Consider the following 23,364-nt stretch of genomic DNA (forward strand, 5'->3'; position numbering starts at 1 on the left):
GGGGCCTTAGCAGACACAACCAAAACCGCCCAGTCACAACAACGTTAGTGTCGGATAGTTTTATGCGGATTTCACCAATTCGGCCTTATCCTCGCCGTTGTCTTTGACTAAAGAAGGTCAAGTTCAGACGATGGGATCATGGGCAAACTTCTCGAACGATATCTACACCGCAAAACTATTGCGCGTTGGCAACGGGCCGTTCAAGACGCGGCCTGGGCCACGAACCCCCAATTGCGTCAACAGCGCGACGAGGCGCGCAAACTGCGTGCGCAATTGGACCGTTTGCTACGGGAAGCAAACGAAAGACTAACGCTGCCCCTGATTGGATCAAAGCAATTCCCCAAGCCGCTGGGTACTGACTGGTGCTGGCGACCTGATTTGTGGCGGGGTCCCTTGCCCCGGCCTGGTCTCGCCTCAATCCCGCGTAAGGTCGAGTTGGATCAACAGGTAAAGATATTCCATGACTGCGCTCTATCCGAGATCAGTGTTCGACAGGCACGGAACATGGACGAAAAGGACCTAGCCGCTTTTGGACTTGGCGTCGAAGTGTTTGGCTTTGCGGGGTCATTCCTGTCCGTGTCGCTGGATTTGCCGCCCGAGGCTGTGCAAGGTCTGACGCGGCAGCACCTGATGCGGGTCGATGCCCAGATTGAAACAGAGCGTCCGCTGGACGTGACCGCGCGATTGAATATTCGGCACGGCCCAAACACTGATTCCGTTCCACGGTCTCTTGATTTGTCGACAAGTTCGAATGTTCTGGATTTCGATCTTGCCAATTTGCCGCTGAACGAACGGCGTATAGACAAGATCTGGCTGGATCTGGTTCTGACCAATCCGGCTATGAACCGCATAGTTCTGCGGGACCTGACCCTTTGCCGCCACCACCGCGCCGACATGTGAGAGCATTGGCCATGACACAACCAACCCTGACCCCAACCCTGTTCGAAAACGGCCTCTGGCGCGGGTACCTGCAGGCCGACACTGAACCGCACGTCGAAGTCCGTTATATGGGCCAGGCGCTGGAGGGTGTATTCATGACCGCCACCGATGGTGGTTGGGAGCTGAGTGTGCCAGTGCCATCAACCGCGATTGCCGACGGGGTTCATTGCTTTGTAATAGCCGATGCAAACACATCACAGAAGATCGGTGAATTCACAATCATTGCGGGGGCATCAACCGCGGATGATTTGCGGACCGAAATCGCTTTGTTGCGGGCGGAACTCGACTTGTTGAAACGGGCGTTTAGACGGTCTCAGGTACCTTCGGACTGATCCGGGTTTTCTTCGTTTCCAAGCCTTTGTCTATCTTTCAGGCGGAATCCGTGCATCATAAATGTCATCCGAAGCAACCCGGGTGCGAAAATGGACCGCAGCAGTATCGTCAAGGTCATCGCTCTGATGGTGACAGGGTTCGGGATCGGTATCGACTTTACCGGCGCTCTTATTCTTGTCCCCGCCATCGAAAACAGTTTTGACGCTGATATTACCAGCACCCAGTGGGTGCTGAACATCTACGCCTTGTTTTTTGCCATGACTATGGTCGCCGGGGGGCGCATGGGGGACATGTTTGGGCACCGCAAGATGATGATCATTGGGCTGGCAATCTTTCTGTTTGCGTCCGTCATGTGCTTTGTCTCTCCCAGTCTCGACTTTCTGATTGTGGCTCGCGCATTGCAGGGGATTGGCTCCGGCTGCGTTTGGCCTTGCACATTGGCTTTTGGCGCAACCAAAGTCTCGCGCCCCGAACACCGCGCCATGATCATGGGCATGATCCTGGCCGGTGTGACCAGCGGCAATGTCTTTGGTCCGCTGATCAGCGGTGCCGCAGTCAGCTTTGGGGATTGGCGGTTTTTCTTCCTGGCAAACGTTGTGTTCTCGACCATTTCGATGGTTACGGCCTTGATCCTTATGGAACGTGAAACCCAACATAAAAAGGGCGAACATATTGACTTTGCCGGGATGGGTATTCTCTCGCTTGCTGTTCTTTTGCTGCTTTATGGGCTGGACGTCGGTGCGGACTGGGGCTGGACGTCTGTCCCGCTGCTGATGTTGTTTTTCGTCAGCGCCGCGCTGTTCTTCTTTTTCCCGCAAGTCGAAAAGCGCGTGAAAGAGCCTCTCTTGCTGCCACAAATGATGCAGAACCGCGAGTTTCGGATCACGCTGGGACTGAACATGTTCAACGTGTCGGCGGCCTTTGTCGGGCTGCTATACTTCCCTCAATACATGCAAAAGGTCCTTGGTTGGTCTGTGTTTGAGTCGGCGATTGGGCTTGCCCCGCTGACACTCCTGCTGGCCGTCGGTTCGATTGTTTCGGGCACTCTTTATAATGATTTCGGGCCAAAGCGCCTGCTGTTCTGGGGGTATTTGATCGCAACGACTGGCGTTCTCAGCATTATCATCTTGCCGGCGGGGCTGGGCTATTTTCAGATTTTGCCTGGCATGGCGATGATCGGGCTGGGCGCAACACTGACGGTTGGGCCGTCAGGCACTGCAGCCGTGTGCGCCGTCAAACCTGAACGCGCTGGCCTTGTGGGCGGCCTGAGCTTTATGACCCATCTGGTATATGGCGCCATTTCCGTCGCCTTCGCGACCGCAATTATGTATGTTGTCAGCCTGTCCAGCCTCAGCAAACAGCTGGTTGCGGATGGGATCAACATGTCTGTAACCGATCAAAAGGCGATCAACGGTGGAACGCTTACGACCGGTACAGCCCGCGCTGTTATGGAAAAGCTAAGCTCGGAAGAGGCTGAAAAGGTCAAATCTGCCATCGCTGCCGCATTTGATGCAGGCATGAACATGGCCTTTGTCTTTGCGGCCATTTCGGTCTCGATAGGCATTGTTCTGGCGATGATGCTTGACGAAGAGAAACTGCACAAGGTTGAGGGTTGATCCCGGCCTTTGAAGAAAGGGCCGCCAGTATCGGCGGCCCTGTTTGTCTTACTGAGACGGTCCGTTGGGGTTGAACGCCGACAAACCTTTGAGGATGTCGATGGCGTAGGCCAGCTGATAATCCTCTTCCCGCAATTCAGCCGTGGCTTCGGCTTTGGCGCGATCTTCTTCGATTTGACGGATTTCATCTTCGCTCAGGCTGTCATTGTTCAGGCTGCCGCGCAGATCAGCTTCGGACCGCGTGCGGGCGTTGGCTTCCTCTTCCTCGGCATCCGGCGCCGGGCGCGGCTGTTCAACGATGATGTCGGGACTGACGCCAAGTGCCTGAATTGAACGACCCGAGGGCGTGTAGTAGCGCGAAGTCGTCAGGCGCATTGCACCATCGCCGCGCAACGGCATGACCGTTTGCACCGATCCTTTGCCAAAACTCTTGGTGCCGACAACGATCGCACGACGGTGATCTTGCAATGCGCCAGCTACGATTTCCGAGGCTGATGCCGAACCGCCATTGATCAGAACAACAATCGGCTTGCCTTCGGCCAAATCACCCAGCGTTGCGTTGAACCGCTCACCATCGCTTGGGTCGCGACCACGCGTGGACACGATCTCGCCTTCGTTCAGGAATGCGTCCGAAACTTTGATCGCCTGGGTCAGCAACCCGCCGGGATTGTTCCGCAGATCAAGGACAACACCATTGACCTTGTCCAGACCACCGGCTTCCTCAATCTGCTCATTTAGGCCTTCTTGCAGGTTCGGGAATGTCTGATCGTTGAAGGTGGTGACGCGTAGGACTACGCTGGTGCCTTCGGTCCGGGCACGCACGGCTGTCAGTTTGATAGTGTCGCGAATGATGGTGATATCAAACGGCTCTTGCTCGCCTTCGCGGACGACCGTGATCACGATTTCCGACCCGACCGGGCCACGCATCAGATCGACGGCCTTGTCCAATGTCAGGCCAAGGATGCTTTCCCCATCGACATGAGTGATGAAATCACCTGCTTCGATACCAGCCTCATCCGCAGGCGTGTCGTCGATTGGCGAGACAACTTTGACATACCCTTCTTCTTGCGTGACCTCAATGCCCAATCCGCCAAATTCGCCCCGTGTCTGCACGCGCATCTGCTCGGCATCATCGGGTGAAAGGTAGCTGGAATGCGGGTCAAGCGACGTGAGCATGCCGTCAATGGCCGCCTCAATCAGCTCTTCCGGCTCAACGTCTTCGACATACTGGGCGCGGATACGTTCGAAAATATCGCCAAACAGATCCAATTGCTCGTACACGCTGGCCTTGCGGTCAGCTTCTTGCGCCAGCAAAGGACCAGCGATTTGTGTAGTTGCGATTACACCTGCCACGGTTCCGGCCAGACCGGCCATCAGAAATTTCTTCATACTCGTTTATCCATCCTTGTCGGTCCGAAACCATGATTCCGGGTCCACGGGGCTGTTATTCTGTCTTACCTCTATATAGAGCGTTTCTGACCGGTCAGTTCCAGTGCCATCACCGCTTGTTGACAAAATTGCGCCGATTTCGGGCGATTCACCCGGCATCAAACCCACCGGAGTGCCTTCGGGGATGACCTCGCCCATGTCTCCGTAAACGTCTTGCAGCCCGGCGAACACGAACAACAAGCCCGGTTGCGGCTCGAGGATCATGACGTTCCCGAGCTCCAGCAATGGTCCACGATACCGGATCGTTGCCGCGGTTGGCGCTGTAACAATTGCCCGAGGACGGGTGGCCAAAACCACACCGGGGCGCGTCACACCAGCCGCGTCAGTCTCATCCGCGCGGTGCAAAACAACACCTTGGGTCGGCAATTCAATCCGCCCCTTACGGTCAGAGACATCCGCGTCTGTTTCAGCAATTTCGCCTTCCGGGATTTCGGACAATCCGCTGGCAAACCCATCCAGCGTCTCAGTTGATGAGATCAGGATGGCCGTGCGAACCGGATCTTCGACAAAGCGACGGGGCAAATCCGTGCGGTCAGCGATGGCTTCACTGAGGCTGGTGCGCGCGTTTTGCACACCGGTTAACCCTTCGACCAGAGTGTCTGCAGCACTTTGCTGAAGTTTTCGAAGGGTCTGGACCTCTTGCAGATCATGGGCCAGTGCCTGCGCGCGCGCGTTCAGTCCGGGAGTAACTTCGGACAGCATCATGCCTGCCCGCGCGGAACCAAGGGGCCCGGACGGGTGCAGCATCAGAACGGGTGGTGCCGTGGTCTCAATGGTCTGCAATACACCCAGCAGCTGCGCGACCTCCTGTTCCCGCGACCGCAATTCTGCTGTCAGCTGTGCCTCGCGGGTCGCTGCCATGCGCAACCCGTCCCGCATCGCTGAAAGCCCGGCCTCATAAGCCTGGATAGTTTCGGTCAGGGCACGCACGCGGTCGCGGGCACCGTCGGCTTCAGTCAGGTTGATCGAGGCCTGTTCCAGCATGCGCGCCGCATTCAAGGCTGCTGTGGACGGATCATTCTGCGCGCTGGCAGGCGACGCAAGACATATCGCAAAGATAAGCGCGCGCATCCTCATGACAGCAGGCTCTGCCCCGTCATCTCGGGCGGTTGCTCAAGACCCATCATGTCCAACAGCGTCGGGGCTAGATCGGAAAGGCGGCCGTTGCGCAACGAGACACCTTTTGGCCCACCGACCAGCGCCACGGGAACCGGGTTCAGAGTATGCGCGGTGTGCGGCCCGCCGGTTTCGGGGTCAACCATGACCTCGCAATTGCCGTGATCCGCAGTGACGATCATCGCGCCACCGACCTTGTTCAGTGCCTCGACAACCTGCGACAAGCCTTGATCGACGGCCTCACATGCCTTGATTGCGGCTTGCAGATCGCCGGTGTGACCAACCATGTCGGGGTTGGCATAATTCGTGACGATCAGGTCATAGTCCGCCTCGATCGCCTCGACAAATTTCGCCGTCACTTCGGCCGAAGACATCTCGGGCTGCAGGTCATAGGTGGCCACTTTGGGCGATTTTGGCATATACCGGTCTTCGCCTTCCTCGGGCGTTTCCTTGCCACCATTGAGGAAGAACGTGACATGAGGGTATTTTTCGGTCTCGGCCAGACGGAACTGGCGCAATCCTTTCTTGGCAACCCACTCACCCAAAGTGTTCACGATTTTCCGCTTGGGGAACACGGTTGTCATATAGGCATTGTGACCGTCGGAATACTCGACCATTCCCAACAGGGCGGAAAGCTGCGGGCGCGGGCCCGTATCGAAGTCCGAAAAGCCCGGTTCGCCAATCGCACGCAAGATTTCACGGGCGCGGTCCGCTCGGAAATTCAAACAGAAAACCCCGTCACCATCCTGAATGCCGTCGTAACCTTCCAGAACAGTGGGAGCGATGAACTCATCGGTTTCAGACTGGTTATATGCGTGATCCACAGCGCCATGCGCGGTTGTGGCAGCCCGACCCTGGCCTTTGACCATCGCATCATAAGCCTCGCTGACGCGTTCCCAGCGATTGTCCCGATCCATTGCAAAATACCGACCGCAAACCGTGACGATACGCGCCCCGTCGGGCAAACGATCTTCAAGTTCCGATAGGTAGGTGAATGCCGATTTCGGAGCGACGTCGCGCCCGTCCGTCATGGCGTGCAACGCCACCGGAACGCCCGCATCGGTGATCGCCTTGGCAGCAGCGACGATGTGGTTCAAATGACCGTGGACACCACCGTCCGAGACCAAACCCATTAGATGCGCCGTTCCACCCGCTGCCTTCACCTTTGCGATGAAGGTCTGCAATGCGGCACTGTCGAAAAAGCTGCCGTCTTCAATTGCCAGGTCGATCTGCCCCAGATCCATCGCAACAACACGGCCCGCGCCAATATTGGTGTGGCCAACCTCGGAATTGCCCATCTGGCCGCTGGGCAAGCCGGCATCAGGGCCATGTGTAACTATGGTCGCGTGCGGCCCATTGGTCATGATCGCATCAAAGGTCGGCGTGTTTGCAAGATACGGCGCGTTAGACCGTGTGTCTTCGGACAGGCCCCAACCATCAAGAATGCACAGGACGACAGGTTTGGGGGCGGTCATTGCGGCTCTCCGGATTTCTGCTCTGGTCGGTCTTGTATCGCCTGCCCTCGGGCAATTGAACCTTATTTTGTGCGCGGTCGTGCAGATTTAATACTTAGGCCGCCCAACCCTTGTTTATCAATTCCGTATACGGACGCGCCGTGCGACCGCGATACTTGACGGTCAGGTCCAGCGGCGCATCTTTTTCATCATAGACCCCGACCATGATCCCCCTGCCCCGGCTTTTGCTCCGCATCTCAATCAACTGCTGTTCCGACCGCGTGGTGCGTTGCGACTGGCGGCGTGTCCAAACGAAAAGATGGTCGTACATTTTGGCAATTACATCGGCGTGATCGGCATTGTCCCCCAGATCGACAAGCTCATTAGGGTCATTTTCCAGATCGAACAGAATAGGCCGATGGCCGCCTTCGCAGTGGATCAGCTTCCATTTTTTGTTAGCTGCCATGAACATTACTGCGTCCCGGACAGAGGCATTCAGCATGTCTGCAATTGGTGATGCGGAGTAATCGTACTCACAAATCACCACATCGCGAGGTGTATCGTTCTGCTGCCCATACAGGATCGGAAGCAAGGAATGCCCTTCAAGGATATGCCCTGCGATCTCACCGCCCGCCACATCCACAAATGTCGGAGCAAGGTCGATGGATTCGACCAGCGCATCGCTGACGGTTCCGCGCGTTCCATCCGCCTCAGGCGAGGGATCGTAGATGATCAGCGGCACCTTGGTCGAGGCATCCTGAAAGAACGTTTTCTCGCCCATCCAGTGATCACCCAGAAAATCGCCGTGATCGGATGTCAGCACGATCATTGTGTCCTCCATCCGGCCGGTCTTCTCCATCCAGGCAAACAGTCGCCCCATCTGGTCATCGGCCTGCTTGATCAGCCCCATATAGGCCGGGATCACCGCATCACGTACATCCTGCCGCGAGAACGCTTGCCCCACTTTTGTATCCATGAACGCCTTGAGCACCGGATGCGCATTCTGACGTTCCGCGTCGGAGCGCACAACCGGCAGAACATGTCCCGGCCCGTACATCGAGGCATAAGGTTCCGGCACGATGTATGGCCAATGCGGCTTGATAAAGCTCAGATGACAGCACCACGGGCCATCATGGGTATCCATGAATTTGATGCCTCGTCCGGTCAGATAAGGGGTTTCGCTGTCCTCTTCCGCTATGTTGGCCGCCTCGGTTGAGTTCTTCAAAAACCAGCCGGACAGGACATTGCCATCCTCATCCAGCCCCGAATTGGCAAAGTCGTGCCAGGGGTTGTCACTCTCATACCCTTTTGCAGCCAGATGCTTATTGTATTCCTTCGCATCATCGGGATCATAAAAACCGTCGGGCCCTTCGGGCAGCATACCGTCATCGCGTTCATATACATCAAACCCGCATTCCGCGACGCGCGCGCCGATCAGACTGTCAGGCTCCAACCCCAGCCGCTCCATGCCTTCCGCATCTGCGCGCATATGGGTCTTGCCGACCAACCAGCAGTCCATGCCTGCCTTGCGCAGGTGATCCCCCATCGTGATTTCACCAACTTTCAGCGGAATGCCATTCCATGAGGCACCGTGTGAATGCACGTAGCGGCCGGTATAAGTCGACATGCGCGAACTGCCGCAAATCGGGGACTGGATGTAGGCCCGATCAAAGCGGGCTCCGTCAGCAGCCAGCCGGTCAATGTTGGGGGTGTGCAAATGCGGATGCCCGTAACAGCTGAGGTAATTCCAGCGCAGCTGATCGAACATGATAAACAGGATGTTTTTAGCTTTGGCCAAACCCGCGCCCTCCCGCAAGATGCCTCAGGGGTTTATTTAGCCATTGCCATCACTACATCGAAGCGCAATCTGCGTTCAGGCCTGACGCTCCATCTGCTCAAGCATCTTTTTGGCACGTTTGCATTGCAACTGATCTCGCAGGGGCGAGTCCGGGTCGACATCCTTTTGGCAGACCACACATTTGTCCGCGCCCGAGATTGCGTTCAGACCACCACAGCTGCCTTTGATCGTCTTGCCCATCAGCATGACGCCCAGCGACATGCCAACCACGATGATCAAAAGCAGAAAAAAAGCTATGATAAAGGTGCTCATCGCGGTTCCTACTTGTCAGTTGGTGCCCAGTGCGTTTTTGAACGCAGTGCTGTGAACGGTAATATAGGCATCGTCGCCGCCTGTCACATCCCGCGAGATGAAATACACGGCAAGTTTATGTTCTTCGGCCAGTTCCAGGCCCTTTTCCTGACCCAACGCCAGCATTGCCGTCGCCCAGGCATCCGCCATCATCGCATTTTCGGCCAGAACCGTGACCGAGGTCGTGCGATGCGTGATCGGACGACCTGTTGTTGGATCGATGATATGCGAATACCGCACGCCGTCCTGTTCAAAGAAATTCTTGTAGTCGCCAGAGGTCGCCATACCGAGGTTGTCCAGCTCAACTACCAACTGCAGATTTTGGGCCCCCGCTTCGGGCTTTTCAATCCCGATCCGCCAAGCCTCACCCTTGTCGTTCTGGCCCATGGTGACCAAATCACCACCGATCTCGACCATATAGTTTTCGATCCCAGCGTCGCGCAGCGTCGCAGCCACCGCGTCGATGCCATATCCTTTGGCGATTGCTGACAGGTTGATGCCCACGTCAGCATCTGATTTGGCCAAAGTTCCGTTGTCTCTATTCAACGTCAGCAGGCGTTCCTGCCCAACGCTCTCCAGCGCCGCCTGTATCTCGGCATCTGATGGCACCGGATCTTCTGGCTTGCGCGGACCAAAGCCCCACAGTTCGATCAGCGGGCCAAGCGTTACGTCGAACGTGCCGCCCGATTTATCGTGCACGTCATTTGCTGCACCTAAAACCAGCGCAAATTCTTCGGAAACCTCGGTGGGTTCCGTGCTGGACGACGCCGAAAATGTCGAAACCTCTGAGTTGGGGTCCCAGTTGGACATCTTGGCGTTCACGCCTGCCAACGTCTCTTCGACGGCAGACCCCAATGCAGTCTCATCCACATCCGTGCCGATAGCGGTGATGTTGAACGTAGTACCCATGGTCTCACCCGACAGGCGCACAACCTCGGGTTCTTTGTCAAAGAGACATCCTGAAACAAGTGTTGCAACAGCCAGAACAGGCAAAAGGCGCATCGAGAGACCTCCAGAGGAAAACTGTGCCCGGCATATGCCAGCGGCCCCTTGCAGAGTCAAACCGACTTCACAGCTTTAGCGGCAGGAAGCCCAACATAAGCAGCCCGATGCCGGCAGGCACACCAAATAGCCAAGCTTTCTTTTGCCAGCCAACTGCCTGCTGTTTCCAGGCCATTCTAAAGTTATGCCCGCATACGACCACGGCAAAGAAAATCAGCACTGCGACGGGCGGGGTAAGGTACAGGTCAGACAACAGGCTGGATATCCTTGTTTAGCGGCAGTTTTCCCCGGTTTGGGCATTTGCACCCTATACAGGCCGCATTGCTGCGGTAAGGTGTAAGGGAAGCCATCTCAAAAATAAGAGGAGATTGCCAATGGCCCCAACCTCATATCAGCCCCCTACCCGCGGCGACAAGACCGATACAAGCACGCACAGCCAATCGGTTGAATCCAATCTGTCGCACTCGCAGACGACGGTGGCAAAATTGCTTGCGGGTAAAGGGGATGCTGTATTTGCGGTGCGCCCAAACGACACGATCCATTCGGTCGTGAATACCCTCAGTGAAAAGCGGATTGGTGCCGTGGTCGTGACCGACCAGAACGGCACCCTTCAGGGTATTCTGTCCGAACGTGACATCGTCCGGCGCATGGCTGATACGCCCGGCCAGACCTTGCCACAATCCGTCGAGGATCTGATGACGCGCGAGGTCAAGACATGTTCACCAGACGATCTGTTGAATGATGTCCTGAAAACCATGACCGAAGGACGTTTTCGCCACATGCCCGTTGTTGGCGACGGGAAACTGCGCGGCGTAATCACAATCGGTGACGTTGTTCATTTCCGACTAAAAGAGCTGGAGTATGAAGCGTTGCGTATGAAACAAATGATCGTAGGCTGACCCTTCCGGTAGAAAGCCCTTGACCTTGGCTGACTGACAGTATCCTTGATGCAAAAATTTGTTCGGTTGAAGGTCGAGGGTAAAATGAAGCACGTTCTGGTAACGGGTACAGCGGGTTTCATCGGGTTCCATCTTGCGAAACTGCTGCTTTCGGAAGGATTCCGGGTGCACGGCTATGACGGGATGACCGATTACTATGATGTCGCGCTAAAAAACCGCCGGCATCAGATGCTGCTGCAAAACCCTGGGTTTTCCGTCACCGAGGATCTGTTGGAAAATCACGAAAAGCTCAAGCAGGTTGGTGATGAGTTTCAACCTGACGTGATCGTGCACCTCGCTGGTCAGGCAGGCGTGCGTTACAGCTTGGAGGATCCGCGCAGCTATATCGACTCGAACATTGTCGGCACGTTCAACGTGATGGAAGTTGCACGCGAACATAATGTTGAACATCTTTTGATGGCCTCAACATCGTCGGTCTATGGCGCGAATGAGGTTATGCCCTTTACCGAGGTTGAAAAGGCCGACACGCCTCTGACCATCTATTCGGCGACCAAAAAGGCCAACGAGGCCATGGGGCATTCCTATGCGCATCTTTGGAACTTGCCCACGACGATGTTTAGGTTCTTCACTGTCTATGGGACCTGGGGACGCCCTGACCTGGCACTGTACAAGTTTGTGGATGCCATTCTGGATGACCGTCCGATCGACATCTACAATCATGGCGACATGTATCGCGATTTTACCAATGTGGATGATCTTGTCCGCGGAATCCGGCTGTTGATCGACAGCCCGCCCGCGCGCCCCGACAGCGCAGATGACATCGAAGAAGGCGACAGCCTTTCGCCCGTGGCGCCTTGGCGCGTGGTTAATATCGGTAACGGCGACAAAGTGCGCCTGTTGGATTTTGTAGAGGCGATTGAAGAAGCTGTCGGCAAGAAAGCAGTCAGAAACTATATGCCCATACAGATGGGCGATGTCCCGGCCACCTGGGCCGATACCGAACTGTTGCAGCGGTTAACCGGGTATCGTCCACAAACCGATTTCAAGGTCGGGATTGCCCAGTTCGTGGAATGGTTCCGCGACTATCATGGAAAATGAGCTGATTTCCCGAATGTTCGAAACAAACCCCAATTCCCGTAAAATTGCCGTCATCGGCCTGGGTTATGTCGGCCTGCCACTGGCAGTGGCATTTGCCGGGACTGGTCCGGTCATTGGGTTTGATATCAATGCCGAACGCATTGACGCGTTGCGCGCGGGGCTGGACAACACTCAGGAAGTAGAACGCGAAGATCTGACCGCTGCGACAGGTTTGATCTTTACTTCGGAACCTACCGATCTGGCGGGATGTGACACCTTTATTGTGACGGTTCCAACGCCAATCACGGCGGGCAAACAACCGGATTTGTCGCCCTTGCTAAGTGCGTCCGAGACGGTCGGACGTTTTTTGAAAAAGGGTGACTTGGTGATTTACGAGTCCACGGTTTATCCAGGTGCAACCGAGGAAGACTGTGTGCCTGTCCTCGAGCGGGTTTCCGGACTTACATTCAACGCGGATTTCTTTGCCGGATACAGCCCAGAGCGGATTAACCCCGGTGATAAGGGCCATCGGATCTCGGACATTTGCAAGGTGACCTCGGGTTCAACCCCCGAAGTTGCCGATTTGGTAGATGCTCTTTATGGCCGGATTATCGCGGCGGGTACGCACAAAGCGGAAAGCATCCGCGTGGCGGAAGCCGCGAAAGTTATCGAAAACACCCAACGCGATCTGAACATCGCGCTGGTCAATGAATTGGCGATGATTTTTGGACGCCTGGGCATTGATACTGATGCCGTTTTGCGCGCAGCTGGCACCAAGTGGAATTTTTTGCCCTTCCGTCCTGGCCTGGTCGGCGGACACTGCATCGGCGTCGATCCTTATTACCTGACACATAAGGCAGAGGCGGTCGGCCATCATCCACAGATCATTCTGGCCGGGCGACGCCTGAACGACAGCATGGGCGGCTATGTCGTGTCGCAACTGGTAAAGCGGATGACCCGCGTCGGGATTGACGTAGGATCGGCGCGCGTGCTGGTCATGGGGCTGACATTTAAGGAAAACTGCCCGGATCTGCGCAACACAAGGGTCGTCGATATCATAGACGAACTTAAGGATTACGGTATTGAGGTCGATGTGCACGACCCGCACGCCGATGCCGCGGAAGCGTTGGCCGAGTATGGAATTTCCCTTGTCGCCGCCCCCAATGAACGCGCCTATGACGGCGTCGTTTTAGCCGTCGCACATCAGGAATTCCTAGATGTCAAAACCGCGCAAATCAGAGCGTATGGAAAAGACACAAGCGTGGTCTTCGACGTTAAGTCGGTCCTACCGATAGAGGCCAGCGACCTCCGCCTTTGAGCACAAAAGAAAACCGGCGCTATAAGCGCCGGTTCTTTGTTTCTTACCCGCCGAAATCGTCGAGCATGATGTCTTCGCGGTCCACGCCCAGATCTAGCAGCATGTTGATGACCGACTGGTTCATGATTGGTGGGCCACACATGTAGAACTCACAGTCCTCAGGCGCAGGGTGGTTCTTGAGATATTCTTCGAACAGAACATTGTGGATAAAGCCGGTGTAGCCTTTCCAATCGTCCTCTGGCTGCGCATCCGACAGGGCAACATGCCATTCAAAGTTGTCGAATTCCTCGGCCAGAGTGTCGAAGTCATCGACAAAGAACATCTCTTTCTTCGAACGCGCGCCATACCAGAAGCTGATTTTGCGGTCTCGATTTTCCAGACGCTTGAGCTGGTCGAAGATGTGACTGCGCATGGGCGCCATACCGGCGCCACCGCCGATAAAGACCATCTCTTTCTGGGTGTCGCGGGCAAAGAATTCGCCGAACGGGCCCGAGATGGTAACCTTATCACCCGGTTTCAGGTTGAAGATGTAGGACGACATCTGACCCGCTGGGATACCCTCGGAACCAGGAGGTGGCGAGGCAACGCGGACGTTCAGCATGATCATGCCTTTTTCGTCCGGGTAGTTGGCCATTGAATACGCGCGCTCGATCGGTTCGTTCACAACCGATTCATACTGCCACAGATTGAAGCGGTCCCAATCTTCGCGGTATTCCTCTTCCACGTCGAAATCAGTGTATTTCAACGCATGCGCAGGGGCTTCGATTTGGATGTATCCGCCAGCGCGGAAATTCACGTCCTCGCCCTCGGGCAGATCCAGCGTCAGCGCCTTAATGAAGGTTGCCACGTTTTCGTTTGAGCGAACCGTGCATTCCCATTTCTTGACGCCAAAGACCTCTTCGGGAACTTCGATGTCCATGTCCTGCTTGACCGCAACCTGACAGGACAAGCGGTCGCCGCAGGAGGCTTCGCGCTTGGTGATGTGGCTTTCTTCGGTAGGAAGGATTGAACCACCGCCTGAATGCACACGCACACGGCACTGCGCACAGGTGCCACCACCACCACAAGCGGACGGCACAAACAACTTCTCAGCCGCCAATGTTTGCAGCAGTTTGCCACCTGCAGGAACGGAAATGGTTTTTTCACCGTTGATAGTGATGTTCACATCGCCGGTCGATACCAGTTTCGAACGGGCGGCCATGATGAGGGCCACCAAAGCGACAACGATCAGGGTGAAAAGGACGACGCCCAGGCTAAAAGTTTCCATTCGTCCCTCCTTACAGCTTCACGCCCGAGAAAGACATGAAGGCCATAGCCATCAGTCCCGCGGTGATGAAGGTGATGCCAAGGCCCTGCAGACCATCGGGAATGTCCGAGTACTTCAGCTTTTCACGCACACCAGCCATCGCAGTGATCGCCAGCGCCCAACCAAAGCCCGAAGACAGACCATAGGTGGCGGCTTCGGCGAAGTTATAGTCACGCTCGACCATGAACAGCGATCCACCCAGAATGGCGCAGTTCACCGTGATCAGCGGCAGGAAGATCCCCAGCGCGTTGTAGAGCGGCGGGAAATACTTATCCAAAACCATCTCGAGGATCTGCACCATCGCCGCGATCACGCCGATGTAGGAAATCAGACCAAGGAAGGTCAGGTCCACATCAGGGAAACCCGCCCAGGCCAACGCGCCGGGCTTCAGCAGATAGCTGAGCAGCAGGTTGTTCGTGGGAACGGTGATCGCCTGCACAACCATCACCGAAATACCCAGACCCAGCGCAGTCGAGATCTTCTTGGACACGGCGATGAATGTACACATCCCGAGGAAGAAGCTGAGCGCGAGGTTTTCAACAAAGATGGCCTTTACGGCCAGTGAAATCAGACCTTCCATCAGTGGGCCTCTACCTGCTGAATTTTGTATTCACGTTCTTCGACCTGGTTCGGCTTCCATGTGCGGAAGGCCCAGATGATCAGGCCGATGATAAAGAACGCGGACGGCGGCAGCAGCAGCATGCCGTTGGGCACGTACCAGCCACCATTGTTGACGGTCTCCAGAATGGTGACGCCAAACAGCGACCCGTTGCCGAACAGTTCGCGAATGAAGCCAACAAGCAGCAGGATCAGACCGTAGCCCATTCCGTTGCCCAGGCCGTCAATGAAGGACGCGACGGGCGGGTTCTTCATCGCAAATGCTTCGGCGCGGCCCATCACGATACAGTTGGTGATGATCAGGCCGACAAAAACCGACAAGGTTTTGGAAATCTCAAAGGCGTAAGCCTTGAGAACCTGATCCACCAGGATCACCAGCGAGGCGATGATCACCATCTGGACGATAATCCGGATCGAGCCCGGGATCTGGTTGCGCAGGCATGAGATGAAGAAGGACGAGAACGAGGTCACGAAGGTAACCGCCAGCGCCATCACGAAGGAAACCTGCAGCGAAGAGGTTACCGCCAGTGCCGAACAGATACCCAGCACCTGCAGTGTGATCGGGTTGTTGTCGACAAGCGGGTCGACCAGCATCTCTCTCTTGGTCTGGGACATCAGAACTCTCCTGCTTGCAGTTTGGCCAGGAACGGAGCGAAGCCCGCATCACCCATCCAGAATTTCACCAGGTTATCAACGCCAACCGAGGTCAGCGTGGCACCGGCCAGCGCATCTACATAAAAGTCGGGGCCAGCGGCAGGTTGCGACTTGGATACTGTGATCTGCAGATCACCGGCATCATCCCGCAGCTTCTTGCCGTTCCACAACGCTTTCCAACGCGGATTGTCCACTTCGGCGCCAAGACCGGGGGTTTCGCCGTGCTGGTAAAATTGCAGGCCGTAGATATCGTTGCCGTTGTTTTCCAGCGCGATAAAGCCATAGAGCGTCGACCACAGACCGTAGCCGTGCAGCGGCAGGATCACCTTGTCCAACTCGCCGGATTCGTCGCGCAGCAGGTAGACAACACGGTACAACGCCTTGCGACCGATACCAGCCGGGTCATCGTCCAGTGCGACACTCAGCTCTGGATCGCTTGCGGCGGCCAGATCGTCGAATGTTGCGGGATCGAACCGGTCGTCGACGAACTCACCCGTCGAAAGTTCAACAACGTGCGGCTCGAATGCGGCGAACGCCTCAGACACGTCGGTGCCGGGTTCATAAACACCAGCTACCTGCAGAACGTTGATCTGCTTGTCCTTCAGCGCGTTGGCTTCCTGGACCGGGCGCAGGCTAACGGCTGCGGCTGACACGACCATCGAGGCCACCAGACAAACGGCGACGGCGATAAAGATCGTTTTACCGACCGAGTCCGGCGAGGCCGCCAGAAACTTGGCAATCGCGCCCTTGGGTTCTGGGGATTGCGTATCAGACATGGCGACGCGCCCTCCGTTTGATGTTTGCCTGAACGACGAAGTAGTCAATCAGCGGTGCAAAGACGTTACCGAACAGGATTGCCAGCATCATGCCTTCGGGGAAAGCGGGGTTCACCACACGGATCAACACAACCATGATACCGATCAGAGCACCGTAGATATACCGGCCCATGTTGGTATGGCTGGCTGAAACGGGCTCGGTCACCATGAAAGCCAGACCGAAAGCGTAACCACCGACGACGACGTGCCAGTACCATGGCATCGCGAACATCGGGTTGGTATCCGACCCAATGAGGTTAAACAGCAGCGTCAGACCTATGGTCCCAGCCAGACAGCCGACAATCAGTCGGAAATTGGCGATGCGGGTCGTTAGCAGGAATGCCAGACCGATCATACAAGCCAGCGTTGATGTTTCACCAAAGCTGCCCTGCATCTGACCAAGAAATGCATTCCACCATGTCAGCCCCTCGGTGGCCAACGCCTGATATCCTTCTGAGGCGGATACCGACAGAGCTGTCGCGCCTGAAAAGCCATCAACCGGGGTCCAAACCGTGTCACCTGACATGTTCGCCGGATAGGCAAAGTACAGGAACGCACGACCGACGAGTGCTGGGTTCAGGAAGTTCTTGCCAGTGCCACCAAAGACTTCTTTACCAATCACCACCCCGAAGATGATGCCCAACGCAACCTGCCAAAGTGGCGTAGATGCGGGCAAGATTAGCGTGTAAAGCATGGAAGTTACGAGGAAACCCTCGTTCACTTCATGGCCGCGAACAGTCGCAAAGATGACCTCGAAGATACCGCCTGCAACCAGAGTGACGATGTAAATCGGCAGGAAATACATCATCCCGTGCATCACATTGGCAAAGATGCTGGCGGGGTTCAGCGAGATACCGAACATCTGCAGAATGGCGATCCGCCAGCCAGTGGCTGAATCGGGTCCAAGCGCGGCAATGGCCGAGTTCGCCTGAAAGCCGGTATTGTACATTCCCCACAGGATACAGGGGATCGTGGCGATCACGACATAAGTCATGATCCGCTTCATATCCACGTAGGACCGCGCATGGGGTGCAACGGAGGTTACGGTTTTCGGAGTGTAGATGAAGCTTTCGACCATCTCGTAGATGGGGAAATACTTCTCGTACTTGCCGCCTTTGGTAAAGTTCGGCTCGATCCGGTCAAAGAAGTTGCGCAAACCCATTCGGATCAGCCCTCCTTTTCAATCTTTGTCAGGCAGTCGCGCAGCGCCAGCCCATATTCATATTTCGCCGGACAGGCAAAGCCGATAAGGCCAAGGTCCTCTTCGTCCAGCTCCAGCGCACCCAGCGCCTGTGCAGTATCGGTGTCCATTACCAGCAAAGCGCGTAGCAATTGCGTCGGCAAATAGTCCTGCGGCATCAACTGTTCGAACGTACCGGTCGGCACCATTGCACGGCGTCCGCCATTCAGATTGGACGTGAATGCAAACAGCTTCTTGGCAAAGGCCGAGCCGAGAACTGGCTGAACCGCGTATTTCGACGGCATCGGAAGAATCCAGCCCAACGTATGCTGATCATGGTCTTCGCGGATGATGCTGATCTGGCGCGCGAAACGGCCCAGGTAGGCTTGTGGCCCCTCTGCATGGCGGCCCGACAGGATCGAGCCTGAGATCACACGGGCAGTCCCGTCCACATTAATTTCGTCGCGGGTCAGATCATCAGTCGATGCCCCCATGACAGTGCGGATCAGGCGGGGCTGACGCGCGCCGGGGCCTGAAAGGGCAACCACGATGTTCGGATCCAGATGACCCGTTTGCATCAGACGACCAATCGCGATGACATCCTGATAGCCAATTGTCCAAACCTGCTTTTCGCCGGCCAGTGGCTCAAGGAAGTGGATGTGGGTTCCAGCCAGGCCTGCGGGGTGCGGTCCGGAAAATGCTGCGGCTTCAACACCCGGAATGTCGGCGCCCGGCAGGGCTGCGCCCTCATTTTGGCACAGATACGTCTTGCCATCGGTCAGCTTGGCAACTGCGCTCAAGCCGACAGCAAAGGCGTCACCCGCATCCTGGATAATGATCTCGGCATCAGCGGCCAGAGGCTCACTATCCATCGCGGTCACAAAAATTGCTGTGGGCTTGGTACCCGGTGCGGGCATCTTGGAATAGGGCCGCGTGCGGAAAGCGGTCCACAGGCCAGCCGCACATAGACGTTCGGTCACGCCCTCGGCGGTATCGGCGTCGCCCACAGCCGAGAAATCCAGACCTGTGTCGTTGACGTCCGAGACTTCGATCACGACGCTCTGCAACACCCGACGCGCACCACGGTTGATGGCCACGATCTTGCCGCTGAGCGGGGCGACCATCATCGCCACGGGCACGTCCTTGTGGCAAAACAACGGTGTGCCCCGCTGAACCTCTTCACCCTCTTGAACCAGCATGCGCGGTTTCAGGCCCAGATAATCAGCCCCCAAAACCCCGACAGACCTGAATTCAGGACCCGGTTGGATCGTCTGCTCTGGCGTGCCTTGCACCGGCAGCTCCAACCCTTTTTTCAGTTTGAAAGTTTGCATGTCGCTACTGTCTTCCAAGCCTCTTTCCTGCAACACATCGTTCCCACCACTGCATAGTGGCACAAAACGATCTGTATGTGGGAGCCTGTGAGCAAAAAAGGCGCATGGCACCTGTTTTCATTCCAAGCTTCGTTTTGATCACGGTCCCTTTACGCGGGGATGTTGCCAAACGCAAACCCGTTGCCGCCTAAATTGCCGATATTTTGTCAAATTAACTTGAAGGGCTGCATTTTGGACCTGTTGAAATTGCATATCGCACCCGCAACACTTCCGGTGTAAGCACCCGGGATGGAACTAAACAACGATTTTGAGATATTTCTGGTCGCAACGCCGGGTCTTGAAGCCCCGCTGCATGCTGAAGCGGTCGAACAAGGATTCGCAGATGCAAAGCCCGTACCCGGCGGCGTCACCAGTCGCGGAGGCTGGCCTGAAGTCTGGCGCGCGAACCTGTGTCTGCGTGGCGCGAACAAAGTTCTGGTGCGACTGGGCGGGTTTCCCGCAGTTCATTTGGCACAACTGGATAAACGGGCCCGAAAATTTCCCTGGGCCGATTTTTTGCGCCCCGATGTGCCGGTCAAAGTCGAAGCGACAAGTCGCAAGTCCCGAATCTACCATGCAGGGGCCGCCCGGCAACGTATCGAAGTGGCAATTTCGGAAACGCTGTGCGCACCGGTTTCATCTGATGCGGCCGTACGCGTCCTGGTGCGCATCGAAAAGGACCTGTGCACATTTTCGATCGACAGTTCCGGCGAGCCATTGCACAAGCGGGGTCACAAACCGGCTGTCGCCAAAGCGCCGATGCGCGAAACGATGGCCGCGATGTTCCTCCGAGAGTGTGAATTTGATGGGTCCGAGCCAGTTCTGGACCCGATGTGCGGCTCTGGCACCTTTGTCATTGAAGCCGCCGAAATCGCGCTGGGGCTGCGTCCCGGCCGTTCCCGCAGCTTTGCATTTGAAAATCTACCGAGTTTTGACCCCGACGTCTGGTCCTCAATGCGCCAACAGCAGCCTACGGCCAAACCGGACGTGGTTTTCCATGGCTCGGACCGCAATAGCGGAGCGATTGAGGCCTCGACCAAAAATGCTGACCGCGCCGGGGTTGCCGATCTCACCATGTTTCAAACGCGCTCGGTCAGCGACATAAAACCCCCGTCAGATTCTGCGGGTCTTGTTATTGTCAATCCACCCTATGGTGCCCGGATCGGGGATGAAAAACGCCTGCGATCCGTTTACGGCAGCTTGGGCAAGGTACTGCAAACCAAGTTCAAGGGCTGGCGTGTTGGTATCGTGACAAGCAACGCAGGCCTAGCTCGATCAACCCGTCTGCCGCTGTTGCCCCCGGGGCCAATTGTGGACCACGGCGGCACCAAAATCCGACTGTATCGAACCGGTGTGCTGGACTGACCTGATGTAGGGAAACGACGAAGGCAATTCGCACAAACGGGACGGAAACCCCCTTGCACATCCAAAAATGCGAGTATAGATCACGCGCCACGGTCGGAGTGTAGCTCAGCCTGGTAGAGCACTGTCTTCGGGAGGCAGGGGTCGGAGGTTCGAATCCTCTCACTCCGACCAACAAAACAAGGCACCTGAGGGCGCCTTTGTTGTTTTGAGAGGAATCGTCGCAACGATATCCGCAACGTTTCGTTCGATAGATGTGCTCAGTTCGTTCACTACCGGCATCCACCAACTACCGAATTAGCACTTCATATCTTCCAGTCCATAATTCCCGCTGCGTTCTTAAGCGCATCTGGGCTGTAGGACCGATAGACGTTTTCCAAGGTCTCGCGCGAGGTTGCAAAATAGGCCGTGGCGTCCTCCAGCGTCATGCCGTGCATGAACGCCCAGGTAACCGCAGTGTGCTTTAGGGTGTGCGGCGTCACGTCCTTAAGACCGGCCCGCTGGACAGCCGCACGAAAGGCCTTGTCGATCCGATTTATCGGCGCCCCCTTAAGCGACACCACGTGGCGCCCCTCCTGGGCCCAGGTCTTCATCTCCGCGTGGAGCGTGCCAGGCATCTTGACCATTCCCTTACGCTTCTTGGTCTCGGCCTCGGCCTTGCCAAGGAAATGGATCACCCCGCTGTCAAGATCGACCCAGCCGCTATCAAGGGAAGGCATCCACTTCAGCCGCGTGATCGCGGTCTTCCGACGTCCGGTGTATAGCGCGATCTTGATGAACCGCTGGACGTGAGAAGCAGAGGTCTCCAGCAGACGCTGGATCTCCTCCTCGGTCAGCCAGCGGTCATTGGCAACTCCCTTCTCAGGCAGGGTCACGATCGGTGCATGGCTGATCTTGCGCGACGCCAGGGCGTATTTGACAGCGGCATTCAGTGTGTTCATCTCGCGCCGGACGGTCCATGCCGCGCACCGTCTCCAGGCCGTGTAGCCCCGGCACCTGTCGATGTCGATCTGGGACACCTTGAGGTCGCTCCAGTAGGGCGACAGTGCCTGTATCGTGTAGAGCAGGCGGTCCCCGTCGCGGACCACCTTTACCTTAGCCTCGCCGTAATGCACCAAAACTTCGCCGACGGTGATCTCGCTCGGGTCGCGGACGCGATCATCTTGCTGCTTCTTGCTGGCGATGTAATTGCTCAGGACTTCTTCCGCTGCCTCATGAAATCCATCACCAAAGCCTGTCCGGATCTGCTGCCCTCCGTCGAGGACGACCCAGGCGCCATCGTCCTTGCGCTGGAAGAGCCGGGCCGGTTTGCGTTTACGGGGCATGTTGTGAACCTCTTCAATTCGTCGTGGGTCATGTAGTAGCGCTTGCCGAGGCGAACCGCGTGGATCTCGCCCTGGTGTATCATGGTCCGAACCGTTCTGGGGGTGATCGTGCGATGTAAGGCGGCCGCGAATTCCTCGATCGTGATGAGTGCTTCGTCACTACTCATTACGTAACCGCCCAGAGGGTTATATCCACAACCCAGATGCCAGGGTGGTATTCAGCCATCGAAGTTTCGGACACGGGCGCCGAATTCCTGATCTGCGTACGCATTGCCGGGAGGTTCCTTTTTCGTGTGATCAATAAGTCTATAGCAAGCACAACGTCGGATGCGCGTTGTAGATCGGAGAAAAATCATAAGCTATTGATATATTTCGAAAGTAAATTTTGGATGGTACCGCTCTCCACCATTTCGATAGTGATTTCGATAACCCAGGGACTGACTACAAGTTCAAGCCGGCGCTCCCTAGCGGGCTTCCCGCGCCGACCTCTGCGCCCGACTAAAACAAGGCTGCGTAACTAAGATGATCCTTTGGCTGAAGTGTCCATCCACGCTGCCTTGACTACGCGGCTACTGATCATCATCAACGATAGCTGTCCTGTTTTTCTGCACACCCTTCGAGAACAAGTTCGATCCAGCGGTTGCCGGTAGTCGAACCTCTCCTTTTTTAACCAAGCGCGGAGTAGATTTGTCCACGCGATGTTGGCCGTCACGATGAACAATTCGGCACGGAAGGTCGGGCCGGCTGAATTGAAGAGGTGAACAGAAGCGATCATGGCCTCATTATTATCCATTCAAGTAGAAGGGTAATCTTAGAACGCGGCAGAGATCCATTTTGTACGAAAGATCACCCGCCACCGGATTTTTCTTGCTGAAAACGATGGCAGATGAACTTAGTGGCGAAAAGGATGCACCGGAACTTACCGCCTGCCTTCTAGGTGTGGCGAATAATCTGGTAGAGATTCTTGAGCAGTTTGATTTAACTCATACTACGACCGCTGACATTGACGGCAGAGGATTGGTAGGCGAAGCCCCCTTACTGCCGCCTCGGATACCGCCTTCGCCCTCTCTAGCATCGCTACAAAAGCTTTCACGCAAAGATCAGGCTCGCTTTCTCAACAAACGCGCGAGCGATCTACTGCGCGAAATCGAAGGCCTGCGTTTGGGTTATTATGAGGCACCGGAATACCGGCAGGGCTATCGGATGATCGAGCAGGCCCGTCGCCGGTATCGCAAGCTGCGCGACACCGCCATGAAGCTGGGTCACTGGACTAGTGAGCACCGGAACGCCGGTTCAGAAGAGACACACCTCGTCTGATCTAGCGCTAGCGACAACCCACCCAACACAAGCCCAAAGACAAGACCGGGATTTCGACCTCAAGG

23 protein-coding genes, 1 tRNA gene and 1 pseudogene are annotated in these 23,364 nt (G+C 56.2%); 9 read left to right on the forward strand and 16 right to left on the reverse strand.

All coding sequences use genetic code 11. From position 1 onward, the window contains the following. Positions 1–138: 138 nt before the first annotated feature. The 3 genes from AC2FI9_RS19735 to AC2FI9_RS19745 all read left to right on the forward strand — a co-directional run bounded on the left by AC2FI9_RS19735 (position 139) and on the right by AC2FI9_RS19745 (position 2,888). Positions 139–900, forward strand: a complete 762-nt coding sequence (locus AC2FI9_RS19735; RefSeq protein ID WP_496770035.1) for a DUF6478 family protein — start codon at positions 139–141, stop codon at positions 898–900. An 11-nt stretch (positions 901–911) separates the two neighbouring features. Further along, positions 912–1,271, forward strand: a complete 360-nt coding sequence (locus AC2FI9_RS19740) for a hypothetical protein (protein ID WP_496770041.1) — start codon at positions 912–914, stop codon at positions 1,269–1,271. Positions 1,272–1,361: 90 nt separating this feature from the next. Further along, on the forward strand, positions 1,362–2,888 hold the full coding sequence (locus AC2FI9_RS19745; protein ID WP_496770043.1) for an MFS transporter: 1,527 nt from the start codon (positions 1,362–1,364) through the stop codon (positions 2,886–2,888). A 48-nt stretch (positions 2,889–2,936) separates the two neighbouring features. On the opposite strand, the gene AC2FI9_RS19750 is transcribed toward AC2FI9_RS19745, so the two are convergent. The 7 genes from AC2FI9_RS19750 to AC2FI9_RS19780 all read right to left on the reverse strand — a co-directional run bounded on the left by AC2FI9_RS19750 (position 2,937) and on the right by AC2FI9_RS19780 (position 10,311). Then, positions 2,937–4,277, reverse strand: coding sequence for a S41 family peptidase (locus AC2FI9_RS19750; protein WP_496740916.1), 1,341 nt, complete (start codon positions 4,275–4,277; stop codon positions 2,937–2,939). Between the two features lie 6 nt (positions 4,278–4,283). Then, positions 4,284–5,414, reverse strand: coding sequence for a murein hydrolase activator EnvC family protein (locus AC2FI9_RS19755; protein ID WP_496770046.1), 1,131 nt, complete (start codon positions 5,412–5,414; stop codon positions 4,284–4,286). Beyond that, positions 5,411–6,928: a 2,3-bisphosphoglycerate-independent phosphoglycerate mutase gene (gene gpmI / locus AC2FI9_RS19760; protein ID WP_496770048.1), complete on the reverse strand. Its 1,518-nt coding sequence runs from the start codon at positions 6,926–6,928 to the stop codon at positions 5,411–5,413. Before gpmI ends, AC2FI9_RS19755 begins: the two co-directional genes overlap by 4 nt. 94 nt (positions 6,929–7,022) lie before the next feature. Continuing rightward, positions 7,023–8,675: a sulfatase-like hydrolase/transferase gene (locus AC2FI9_RS19765; RefSeq protein WP_496770052.1), complete on the reverse strand. Its 1,653-nt coding sequence runs from the start codon at positions 8,673–8,675 to the stop codon at positions 7,023–7,025. Between the two features lie 105 nt (positions 8,676–8,780). Further along, positions 8,781–9,017 (reverse strand): (Na+)-NQR maturation NqrM, encoded by a 237-nt coding sequence (gene nqrM, locus AC2FI9_RS19770; protein ID WP_058277146.1) that lies wholly within the window; start codon positions 9,015–9,017, stop codon positions 8,781–8,783. A gap of 15 nt (positions 9,018–9,032) precedes the next feature. Continuing rightward, positions 9,033–10,058: an FAD:protein FMN transferase gene (locus AC2FI9_RS19775; RefSeq protein WP_496770054.1), complete on the reverse strand. Its 1,026-nt coding sequence runs from the start codon at positions 10,056–10,058 to the stop codon at positions 9,033–9,035. Between the two features lie 67 nt (positions 10,059–10,125). Beyond that, positions 10,126–10,311, reverse strand: coding sequence for a hypothetical protein (locus AC2FI9_RS19780; RefSeq protein WP_108859706.1), 186 nt, complete (start codon positions 10,309–10,311; stop codon positions 10,126–10,128). Between the two features lie 121 nt (positions 10,312–10,432). On the opposite strand from AC2FI9_RS19780, the gene AC2FI9_RS19785 reads away from it, so the two are divergent. The 3 genes from AC2FI9_RS19785 to tviB all read left to right on the forward strand — a co-directional run bounded on the left by AC2FI9_RS19785 (position 10,433) and on the right by tviB (position 13,352). Next, a complete protein-coding gene (locus AC2FI9_RS19785; protein ID WP_109311025.1) occupies positions 10,433–10,957 on the forward strand; it encodes a CBS domain-containing protein in 525 nt (174 codons plus the stop codon). An 84-nt stretch (positions 10,958–11,041) separates the two neighbouring features. Then, complete coding sequence (locus tag AC2FI9_RS19790; protein ID WP_496770110.1) at positions 11,042–12,055, forward strand: GDP-mannose 4,6-dehydratase; 1,014 nt, start codon at positions 11,042–11,044, stop codon at positions 12,053–12,055. Between the two features lie 13 nt (positions 12,056–12,068). Beyond that, a complete protein-coding gene (gene tviB / locus AC2FI9_RS19795; RefSeq protein WP_496770056.1) occupies positions 12,069–13,352 on the forward strand; it encodes a Vi polysaccharide biosynthesis UDP-N-acetylglucosamine C-6 dehydrogenase TviB in 1,284 nt (427 codons plus the stop codon). 43 nt (positions 13,353–13,395) lie between these two features. On the opposite strand, the gene nqrF is transcribed toward tviB, so the two are convergent. From nqrF to AC2FI9_RS19825, 6 genes are read right to left on the reverse strand one after another with little or no spacing between them, the layout of a single operon-like run. Beyond that, positions 13,396–14,619: an NADH:ubiquinone reductase (Na(+)-transporting) subunit F gene (nqrF, locus tag AC2FI9_RS19800; RefSeq protein ID WP_496770058.1), complete on the reverse strand. Its 1,224-nt coding sequence runs from the start codon at positions 14,617–14,619 to the stop codon at positions 13,396–13,398. A gap of 10 nt (positions 14,620–14,629) precedes the next feature. Continuing rightward, a complete protein-coding gene (nqrE, locus tag AC2FI9_RS19805; protein WP_010441340.1) occupies positions 14,630–15,238 on the reverse strand; it encodes an NADH:ubiquinone reductase (Na(+)-transporting) subunit E in 609 nt (202 codons plus the stop codon). Continuing rightward, complete coding sequence (locus AC2FI9_RS19810) at positions 15,238–15,891, reverse strand: NADH:ubiquinone reductase (Na(+)-transporting) subunit D (protein ID WP_058272101.1); 654 nt, start codon at positions 15,889–15,891, stop codon at positions 15,238–15,240. The genes nqrE and AC2FI9_RS19810 overlap by 1 nt, the downstream gene beginning before the upstream one ends. Beyond that, entirely contained in the window at positions 15,891–16,706 is an 816-nt protein-coding gene (locus AC2FI9_RS19815; RefSeq protein ID WP_496734630.1) for a Na(+)-translocating NADH-quinone reductase subunit C, read from the reverse strand. Before AC2FI9_RS19815 ends, AC2FI9_RS19810 begins: the two co-directional genes overlap by 1 nt. Then, positions 16,699–17,907, reverse strand: coding sequence for an NADH:ubiquinone reductase (Na(+)-transporting) subunit B (locus tag AC2FI9_RS19820; protein ID WP_109311030.1), 1,209 nt, complete (start codon positions 17,905–17,907; stop codon positions 16,699–16,701). The genes AC2FI9_RS19815 and AC2FI9_RS19820 overlap by 8 nt, the downstream gene beginning before the upstream one ends. A gap of 5 nt (positions 17,908–17,912) precedes the next feature. Continuing rightward, on the reverse strand, positions 17,913–19,256 hold the full coding sequence (locus AC2FI9_RS19825) for a Na(+)-translocating NADH-quinone reductase subunit A (protein WP_496770064.1): 1,344 nt from the start codon (positions 19,254–19,256) through the stop codon (positions 17,913–17,915). Between the two features lie 288 nt (positions 19,257–19,544). Between AC2FI9_RS19825 and AC2FI9_RS19830 the strand changes: the two genes are divergently transcribed. Beyond that, complete coding sequence (locus AC2FI9_RS19830; RefSeq protein WP_496770066.1) at positions 19,545–20,660, forward strand: THUMP domain-containing class I SAM-dependent RNA methyltransferase; 1,116 nt, start codon at positions 19,545–19,547, stop codon at positions 20,658–20,660. Between the two features lie 94 nt (positions 20,661–20,754). Beyond that, positions 20,755–20,831, forward strand: a tRNA-Pro gene (locus AC2FI9_RS19835). A 131-nt stretch (positions 20,832–20,962) separates the two neighbouring features. Here AC2FI9_RS19835 and AC2FI9_RS19840 read toward each other — a convergent pair. The 3 genes and pseudogenes from AC2FI9_RS19840 to AC2FI9_RS19850 form a co-directional block, all read right to left on the reverse strand. Next, positions 20,963–21,982 (reverse strand): tyrosine-type recombinase/integrase, encoded by a 1,020-nt coding sequence (locus tag AC2FI9_RS19840; protein ID WP_496770069.1) that lies wholly within the window; start codon positions 21,980–21,982, stop codon positions 20,963–20,965. Between the two features lie 17 nt (positions 21,983–21,999). After that, positions 22,000–22,149: pseudogene (locus AC2FI9_RS19845) on the reverse strand (helix-turn-helix domain-containing protein); the annotation flags it as partial. Positions 22,150–22,499: 350 nt separating this feature from the next. Further along, complete coding sequence (locus AC2FI9_RS19850; RefSeq protein WP_496770071.1) at positions 22,500–22,775, reverse strand: DUF3644 domain-containing protein; 276 nt, start codon at positions 22,773–22,775, stop codon at positions 22,500–22,502. An 86-nt stretch (positions 22,776–22,861) separates the two neighbouring features. Between AC2FI9_RS19850 and AC2FI9_RS19855 the strand changes: the two genes are divergently transcribed. Next, positions 22,862–23,299, forward strand: coding sequence for a hypothetical protein (locus AC2FI9_RS19855; protein ID WP_496770073.1), 438 nt, complete (start codon positions 22,862–22,864; stop codon positions 23,297–23,299). The last annotated feature ends 65 nt before the right edge of the window (positions 23,300–23,364 follow it).

Source organism: Ruegeria sp. CDSA246, assembly GCF_059611225.1.